The organism is Xanthomonas sp. SHU 166 (assembly GCF_000364685.1).
GTDB classification, from domain to species: Bacteria; Pseudomonadota; Gammaproteobacteria; order Xanthomonadales; family Xanthomonadaceae; genus Xanthomonas_A; species Xanthomonas_A sontii.
This window is the reverse complement of the sequence record NZ_AQOJ01000933.1, coordinates 1-8220: the sequence shown is the minus strand read 5'-3', so window position 1 is coordinate 8220 and position 8220 is coordinate 1. Positions and strand designations below refer to the sequence as shown.

8 protein-coding genes are annotated in these 8220 nt (G+C 68.2%); 7 read left to right on the top strand and 1 reads right to left on the bottom strand.

The annotated features are described in order from the left end of the window. The 3 genes from cysW to D180_RS20930 form a co-directional block, all read left to right on the top strand. On the top strand, window positions 1–856 hold an 856-nt coding region (cysW, locus tag D180_RS20940), incomplete at its 5' end, for a sulfate ABC transporter permease subunit CysW (RefSeq protein WP_043091489.1). Window positions 857–863: 7 nt separating this feature from the next. Next, complete coding sequence (locus D180_RS20935; protein WP_017914302.1) at window positions 864–1904, top strand: sulfate/molybdate ABC transporter ATP-binding protein; 1041 nt, start codon at window positions 864–866, stop codon at window positions 1902–1904. A 303-nt stretch (window positions 1905–2207) separates the two neighbouring features. Beyond that, complete coding sequence (locus tag D180_RS20930) at window positions 2208–2906, top strand: TorF family putative porin (RefSeq protein ID WP_017910766.1); 699 nt, start codon at window positions 2208–2210, stop codon at window positions 2904–2906. Window positions 2907–2995: 89 nt separating this feature from the next. Here D180_RS20930 and tdh read toward each other — a convergent pair whose 3' ends face one another. Next, window positions 2996–4027 (bottom strand): L-threonine 3-dehydrogenase, encoded by a 1032-nt coding sequence (tdh, locus tag D180_RS20925; RefSeq protein WP_026144006.1) that lies wholly within the window; start codon window positions 4025–4027, stop codon window positions 2996–2998. Window positions 4028–4178: 151 nt separating this feature from the next. On the opposite strand from tdh, the gene D180_RS20920 reads away from it, so the two are divergent. The 4 genes from D180_RS20920 to D180_RS20905 form a co-directional block, all read left to right on the top strand. Next, window positions 4179–6338 (top strand): S46 family peptidase, encoded by a 2160-nt coding sequence (locus D180_RS20920; protein ID WP_017914300.1) that lies wholly within the window; start codon window positions 4179–4181, stop codon window positions 6336–6338. A gap of 165 nt (window positions 6339–6503) precedes the next feature. Then, a complete protein-coding gene (locus D180_RS20915; RefSeq protein WP_017910762.1) occupies window positions 6504–7148 on the top strand; it encodes a histidine phosphatase family protein in 645 nt (214 codons plus the stop codon). A 32-nt stretch (window positions 7149–7180) separates the two neighbouring features. Next, window positions 7181–7591: a hypothetical protein gene (locus D180_RS24300; protein WP_198526592.1), complete on the top strand. Its 411-nt coding sequence runs from the start codon at window positions 7181–7183 to the stop codon at window positions 7589–7591. Next, window positions 7579–8220: Mur ligase family protein (locus tag D180_RS20905; protein WP_043091487.1), on the top strand; the 642-nt coding region annotated here is incomplete at its 3' end. The genes D180_RS24300 and D180_RS20905, both read left to right, overlap by 13 nt.

Genomic DNA, 8220 nt, shown 5'->3' with positions numbered 1-8220 from the left:
CTGGGTGCGGCGGTTGCTGATCGGCGGCGTGCTCGCCTTCCTGCTGGCGTTCCTGCTGCTGCCCTTGCTGCTGGTGTTCACCGAGGCGTTGCGCAGCGGCGTCGGCGTGTTCTGGCGCGCGATCTCCGATCCGGACGCGTTGGCGGCGATCCGCCTGACCCTGCTGGTGGCGGCGATCGTGGTGCCGTTGAACCTGGTGTTCGGCGTGGCCGCGGCCTGGGCGGTCAGCAAGCACCGTTTCCCCGGCAAGCGCCTGCTGGTGAGCCTGATCGACCTGCCGTTCTCGGTGTCGCCGGTGGTCGCCGGCCTGTTGTTCATCCTGATCTTCGGCCGTAACGGCTGGGCCTGGCCGTTGATCGACGAAGGCGTGTGGCTGCACCTGCCGCCGCTGGGCGACGTGTCGCTGCATCTGCCGCGCATCGTGTTCGCACTGCCGGGCATCGTGCTGGCGACCACCTTCGTCACCTTTCCCTTCATCGCCCGCGAGCTGATGCCGCTGATGGAGCAGCAGGGCGACGACGAGGAGTTGGCGGCGCTGAGCCTGGGCGCCAGCGGCTGGCAGACGTTCCTGCGGGTGACCCTGCCGAACATCCGCTGGGGCCTGCTGTACGGCGTGCTGCTGTGCAGTGCGCGGGCGATGGGCGAGTTCGGCGCGGTATCGGTGGTGTCCGGACAGATCCGCGGGCGCACCAACACGCTGCCGCTGCATGTGGAGATCCTCTACAACGAATACGCCTACAGCGCGGCCTTCGCCTGCGCCAGCCTGCTGGCGCTGACCGCGCTGCTGACGCTCGCCGTCAAGTCCTGGCTGCACTGGCGCCACGGCGCGGCGCTGGCCGCCACTCACCGACATTGAGGTTGCGATGAGCATTCGCGTACAGCATCTGGGCAAGCGCTTCGGCGATTTCGCCGCGCTCGACGACGTCAGCCTGGACATCCGCCAGGGAGAACTGCTGGCGCTGCTGGGGCCCTCCGGCTCCGGCAAGACCACGCTGCTGCGGGTGATCGCGGGGCTGGAACATGCCGACCGCGGACGCGTGCTGATCCACGGCGAGGACGCCACCGCGCTGTCGGTGCAGGCGCGCCGGGTCGGCTTCGTGTTCCAGCACTACGCCTTGTTCAAGCACATGAGCGTGTACGAGAACATCGCCTTCGGCCTGCGCGTGCGCCGCGAGGCGCGCTGGAGCGAGTCGCGCATCCGCGCGCGGGTGCAGGAGCTGCTGGCGCTGGTGCAGTTGCACGACCTGGAGCGACGCTACCCGGCGCAACTGTCCGGCGGCCAGCGCCAGCGCGTGGCGCTGGCCCGCGCGCTGGCGATCGAGCCGCGCGTGCTGTTGCTCGACGAACCGTTCGGCGCGCTCGACGCGCAGGTCCGCCGCGACCTGCGGCGCTGGCTGCGCGAGCTGCACGAACGCACCGGCCTGACCACGGTGTTCGTCACCCACGACCAGGAAGAGGCGCTGGAACTGGCCGACCGCGTGGCCATCCTCAACCGCGGCCGGATCGAGCAGATCGGCAGCCCGGCACAGGTCTACGAGCAGCCGGCGTCGCCCTTCGTCTACGCCTTCGTCGGCGCGGTGAACCGGCTGCCGGCGCGTCTGCACGACGGTGCGGTGCAGGTCGGCGGCCTGGCCTTGCCGGCGCCGTCGACGCCGCTGTCCAGTGGTCCGGTCGAGCTGTATGTGCGGCCGGAAGACCTGGCGCCAGGCAACGAGGGCTGGGCGGCGACGGTGCTGTCGATCCAGCGCAGCGGCCCGCGGCTGCGCTTGCGCGCGCAGCTGGCGCACGGCCACGACGAGGTCGAGGTGGAACTGCCGGCGGGCGAGGGGGCACCCGACTACGCGCCGGGCCAGCCATTGCACCTGCGCGCACGCCGTTTCGGGGTCTTCGCCCGGCCCGACTGAGGCGCCATCGCGCCCTGCCGATCGGCGATCGCCCGCGCCTGCGCATTGGTGTGGCCAGCGGCTGCCTGCCCGGTCGCGGCCTGACCGCCAACTCCCGGACGAGGGCCTTCCCTGGCAGGCCGGCTCCCGCTGTCGGCGGCTCGCTGTGTCCGCGCTTGGCGCGAATCGGGGGTTTTGTGTCACGGCGTGGCATGCGCCGCGTGAAAAGTTGTTGCACTGCACGATCAAAGCAGTTAAAAAACCGTAAAGGCGCATCCGCCTCGTCGCTGCACCCCTTCCTCGTCAACCCTAGGAGAATGACCGGTGAACAAGACCACTCTCGCCCTGGCCGTCGCACTGGCCGCTTCGCCGCTCACCGTCCTGGCCCAGGACGAGCCCACCTCGCCGATCACCGGCTCCTATGGCGTGGTCAGCGACTACGTGTTCCGTGGCGTCTCCCAGACCAACAAAGGCCCGGCGTTCCAGGCCGGCCTCACCTACACCTCGCCGTTCGGCCTGTACGTGGGCACCTGGGGCTCCAACGTCGATTTCGGCGCGGGCGATCCGGATTGGGAAGTGGACGGCTTCGTCGGCTACAACGTCGATTTCTCGCCGGACTGGAACTTCGACGTGATGGTCAACCGCTACGGCTATCCGGGCGCCGGCAAGTCGAACTACAACGAACTGATCACCAAGACCAAGTTCCTCAAGACCTACACCCTGACCGTGGCCTACACCGACAACGTGTACAACCTGGACCGGGACAGCTTCTACTACGCGCTGGACGGGAACTGGTCGCTGCCGCAGGGCTTCAGCGTCGGCGCGCACGTCGGCCGCACCACCTACGAAAGCGCGTTGACCGCGTACCAGGACTACACCGACTACAACGTCAGCGTGGGCAAGATGGTCGGCCCGCTGGCGCTGAGCGTGGGCTACTACGACACCGACAACAAGGGCGCGGCGAACTTCACCGAGCGCCTGGCCGGTCACCGCGTGGTGGTCTCGGGCACGATCGCGTTCTGATCGCATCGTCTCGTGAAACGACGAAGGGCGCCGCGAGGCGCCCTTCGTCTTTTTCGGCATCGCATCGCCGCGTAGCCGCGGCGCGCGCATCACCAGCTCAGTACGACCTTGCCGGCCTTGCCTTCTTCCATCAGGTCGAAGCCCTTCTGGAATTCGTCGATGGTCAACTGGTGGGTCAGCACCTTGCCCAGCGGGAAGCCGGACAGCACCAACTGGGTCATCTTGTACCAGGTCTCGTACATCTTGCGGCCGTAGATGCCCTGCACGGTCAGGCCCTTGAAGATGATCTTGTCCCAGTCGCAGCCGGCGCCGCGCGGCATGATGCCGAGCATGGCGATCTTGCCGCCGTGGTACATGCAGTCGAGCATGTCGTTGAAGGCGCGCGGATTGCCGCTCATCTCCAGGCCCACGTCGAAGCCTTCCATGTGCAGGTCGGCCATCACGTCCTTGAGCGAAGTGTTGGCGACGTTGACCACGCGGGTCGCGCCCATGTCCGCGGCCAGCTTCAGGCGGAAGTCGTTGACGTCGGTGACCACCACGTTGCGCGCGCCGATGTGCTTGCAGATGCCCGCGGCGATGATGCCGATCGGGCCGGCGCCGGTGATCAGCACGTCCTCGCCGATCACGTCGAACTCCAGCGCGCAGTGCGCGGCGTTGCCGTAGGGATCGAAGAACGCGGCCAGTTCGGACGGGATCTGGTCGGGGATCGGCCACAGGTTGGAGGCCGGCATCACCATGTACTCGGCGAAGGCGCCGTTGACGTTGACGCCGATGCCGACGGTGTTCGGGCACAGGTGCGGACGCCCGCCGCGGCAGTTGCGGCAGTGACCGCAGACGATGTGGCCTTCGGCCGAGACGCGCTGGCCGACCTCGTAGCCGGTGACCGCCGAGCCGAGCTGGGCGATGCGGCCGACGAACTCGTGGCCGATGGTCAGGCCGGGCTTGATGGTGCGCTGGCTCCACTCGTCCCACAGGTAGATGTGCAGGTCGGTGCCGCAGATCGCGGTCTTTTCCAGCTTGATCAGCACCTCGTTGGGGCCGGGCACCGGCACCGGCACCTGTTCCAGCCAGATGCCCTTGGCGGCCTCGCGCTTGACCAGCGCCTTCATTGTTTGCGCCATGTCGGTGCAGATTCGATGGGAAGAGGGCGCGCAGTATAAGCGCCCGGCCGACGCGGCCATGTTGCGGCGCGGTCAGGGTGCCATTGGTCACGGTCCGGCCACTTGATGACAGCCGTTACACTCTAACGTCTGTCATCAAGGAAGCTATTCGATGCGTTCGAATTCGTTGGCTGTCGCCATCGCCGCCGTGGCCGCCCTGTCCGGCGCCTCCGTCGCCCACGCTGGCGAGGGCATGTGGGTCCCGCAGCAGTTGCCGGACATCGCCGGGCCGCTGCAGCAGGCCGGCCTGAAGCTGTCGCCGCAACAACTGTCCGATCTCACCGGCGACCCGATGGGCGCGGTGGTCTCGCTGGGCGGCTGCACCGCCAGCTTCGTCTCGCCGCAGGGCCTGGTGGTGACCAACCACCACTGCGCCTACGGCGCGATCCAGCTCAACTCCACTCCGCAGAAGAACCTGATCCGCGACGGCTTCAGCGCCGCCAGCCAGGGCGCCGAACTGAGTGCGGGCCCGAACGCGCGCATCTACGTGCTCGACCGCATCACCGACGTCACCGCGCAGGCCAAGGCGGCGATGGCCGCGGCCGGCAACGATGCGCTCAAGCGCACGCAGGCGCTGGAGGATTTCGACAAGGCCCAGGTCGCCGCGTGCGAAGCCGATGCCGGCTACCGCTGCGAGCTGTACAGCTTCTCCGGCGGCAACACCTACCGCCTGTTCCGCACCCTGGAAATCCGCGACGTGCGCCTGGCCTACGCGCCGCCGTCGGGCATCGGCAAGTTCGGCGGCGACGTCGACAACTGGATGTGGCCGCGCCACACCGGCGATTTCTCGTTCTACCGCGCCTATGTCGGCAAGGACGGCAAGCCGGCCGCCTACGCCAAGGACAACGTGCCGTACCAGCCCAAGCACTTCCTGAAGTTCGCCGACCAGCCGCTGGGCGCCGGCGATTTCGTCATGGTCGCCGGCTACCCGGGCCGCACCAACCGCTATGCGCTGGCCTCCGAATTCGACGCCACCGCGAGCTGGGGCTACCCCACCGCCGCGCGCCAGTACCGCGACCTGATCGCGCTGGTCGAGCAGGCCGGCAAGCAGAACCCGGACATCCAGGTGAAGTACGCCGCGACCATGGCCAGCTGGAACAACGTCGCCAAGAATTACGAGGGCCAGCTGGAGGGCTTCAAGCGCATCGACGCGGCGGCCAAGAAGCACGCCGAGGAAGACGCGGTGCTGGCCTGGCTCAAGCGCCAGGGCGGCGAGGGCAAGGCTGCGCTGCAGGCGCATGCGCAACTGCTGGCGCTGGGCGAGCAGGCCAAGGCCACCCGCGATCGCGACCTGGTGCTGCGGCAGATGCGCCGCACCGGCGTGCTCGGCAGTGCGGTGTCCCTGTATCGCCTGTCGATCGAACGCGCCAAGCCGGACGCCGAACGCGAGCCGGGCTACCAGGAGCGCGACCTGCCCGAGATCGAGGGCGCGATGAAGCAGATGGAGCGCCGCTACGTCGCCGCCATGGACAGCCAGTTGCAGCGCTACTGGTTCGACCAGTACCTGAAGCTGCCGAAGGCGCAGCGCCTGCCGGCGCTGGACCAGTGGCTGGCCGGTGCCGACGCGCAGGCCGCCGCCACGCGTCTGGCCGGCACCCAGCTGGGCAATACCGAGGCGCGCCTGAAGTGGCTGCATGCCGACCGCGCCGCGTTCGAGGCCAGCGACGACCCGGCGCTGCGCTATGCGGTGGCACTGATGCCGACCCTGCTGCAGATCGAGCAGGACGAGAAGCGGCGTGAGGGCGAGGAACTGCTGGCGCGTCCGCGCTACCTGCAGGCCGTGGCCGACTACAAGAAGAGCCAGGGCGAGTTCGTGTATCCGGACGCCAACTCCTCGCTGCGCATCACCTTCGGCAACGTCAAGGGCTACGTGCCGAAGGACGGCGTGGCCTACACCCCGTTCACCACGCTGGAAGGCGTGGTCGCCAAGGACACCGGCGTGGAGCCGTTCGACTCGCCCAAGGCGCTGCTGGAGGCGGCCAAGGCCAAGCGCTACGGTGGGCTGGAGGACAAGCGGCTGGGCACGGTGCCGGTCAACTTCCTGTCCGACCTGGACATCACCGGCGGCAATTCCGGCTCGCCGGTGATGGACGCGCACGGCAAGCTGGTCGGCCTGGCCTTCGACGGCAACTGGGAGTCGGTGAGCTCGAACTGGGTGTTCGATCCGGCGATGACCCGGATGATCGCGGTCGATTCGCGCTACCTGCACTGGATCATGCAGGAAGTGATGCCGGCGCCGCGGCTGTTGAAGGAGTTGAACCTGGCCAAGTGAGCCGGGTTCCGGCGGGCGGCGGCTACGGCCGCCGTCCGCATGTCCGCCCCGGCACGCCGCGGCGGGCACGCGGGATGCAGCGCAGGGTTTCCGGCGACGGAGCGGGTATCATGCCGCTCCGTTTTCGTTTGCGAGACGGCCCCTTCCCCCCAAGGAATCCAGCGCATGCGCATTCTGCTCGCCCGCCATGGCGAAACCCCGTGGAACGCCGAAGGCCGCTACCAGGGCCAGATCGACATCCCGCTGTCGCCGGTCGGCGACGCTCAGGCGCAGGCGCTGGGCGCCCGCCTGCGCGAGGTGCCGCTGACCCGCGCCGTGGCCTCGCCGCTGGCCCGCGCGCAACGCACCGCGCGCTTCGCCCTGGGGCCTGAGCGCGAGGCGCTGCTGCAGACCGATCCGGACCTGCAGGAAATCGCCCATGGCGAGTGGGAAGGCCTGCTGGCCAGCGAGATCCACGAGAAGGACCCGGCGCGTCTGCGCGCTTGGCGCGAGGAACCGGACACGGTGCTGATGCCGGGTGGCGAGTCGCTGCGGCAGGTGCTGGAGCGTTCCTGGCGCGGCCTGACCCGCGCCGCCGAGGGCCTGGGCGAGCACGACACGCTACTGGTGGTGGCGCACGATGCGGTCAACCGGGTGATCCTGTGCCGGGTGCTGGGCCTGCCGATCGCGCGGCTGTGGAGTTTCCGCCAGGCGCCGACCACGCTGAACCTGCTGGAAGGGCCGGATGTGGAGCATCTGGAGGTGGTGCGCTTGAACGATTGCGCGCACCACACGCCGTTCTTCGGCGAGGCGAAGCATCGGGCGCTTTAGTTTCTTTCGATTCGTTCTGAGTGCACTGCGTAGTGCAACTGCAACTGCAAGTGCAAGTGCTTTCGCGCTTGGCGCGCGAGTCACTTTTCTTTGCTTGTGCAAAGAAAAGTAACCAAAAGAAAGCACACCCGGGCGGCACGCCCTCCGCGCTGCGCGCTCCGGGTGCGCAAGCAGGCCGGACATTTTTCGGCGGCACATCCATGTGCCGTCGAAAAACGGCGCGCGTCCTGCGCGCCGCCCCTGCGGGGTTTTCGTCCGTCCTGCTTGCCGTGCCTCACGGGATCCTGAACAGCCAAAGCCAAAGCAACCGCCAAAGCAACCGCCACAGCAACAGCAACAGCAACAGCCAAAACCAGAACCAAAACCAAAGCAGCAGCAAAATGCGTCGCCGCTATGAGTGCGCGTGCTGTTGTCGCATCAGTCGAGTTCAATCGTCTCCATGAACACCCTCCCCGAATGGCTCGCCTACATCGAGCGCCAGCACCCCCAGGACATCGCCATGGGCCTGGAACGGGTGCGCGCGGTCGCCGCACGCATGCACCTGACCAAGCCAGCCAAGCACGTCATCACCGTCGGCGGGACCAACGGTAAGGGCTCGACCGTCGCCTTCGTCGAGGCCATCGCGCGTGCCGCCGGCTGGCGGGTGGGCAGCTACACCTCGCCGCACCTGCTGCGCTACAACGAGCGCGTGCGCATCGACGGCGAAGAGGCCAGCGATGCCGATCTGGTGACCGCCTTCGCGGCAGTGGAGGCCGCGCGCGGCGACACCGCGCTGACCTACTTCGAGTACGGCACGCTGGCGGCGTTGTGGCTGTTCCAGCAAGCCAAGCTGGAACTGGCGGTGCTGGAAGTCGGCCTCGGCGGCCGGCTGGATGCGGTGAACCTGGTCGATGCCGATGTGGCGGTGATCACCACCGTGGACATCGACCACACCGACTGGCTCGGCACCGACCGCGAGGCGATCGGCGCGGAGAAGGCCGGCATCGCGCGGCCGTGGAAACCGCTGGTGCTCGGCGAGATCGATCCGCCCTCCAGTGTGCTGCGCCGCGCTTACGCGATCGGCGCCAATGCG

What these genes read in the sequence shown, in the direction of transcription:
- tdh (WP_026144006.1), bottom strand. Translation starts at nt 4,027, where the DNA reads ATGGCGCAAACAATGAAGGCGCTGGTCAAGCGCGAGGCCGCCAAGGGC.
- D180_RS20935 (WP_017914302.1), top strand. Translation starts at nt 864, where the DNA reads ATGAGCATTCGCGTACAGCATCTGGGCAAGCGCTTCGGCGATTTCGCC.
- D180_RS20920 (WP_017914300.1), top strand. Translation starts at nt 4,179, where the DNA reads ATGCGTTCGAATTCGTTGGCTGTCGCCATCGCCGCCGTGGCCGCCCTG.
- D180_RS20915 (WP_017910762.1), top strand. Translation starts at nt 6,504, where the DNA reads ATGCGCATTCTGCTCGCCCGCCATGGCGAAACCCCGTGGAACGCCGAA.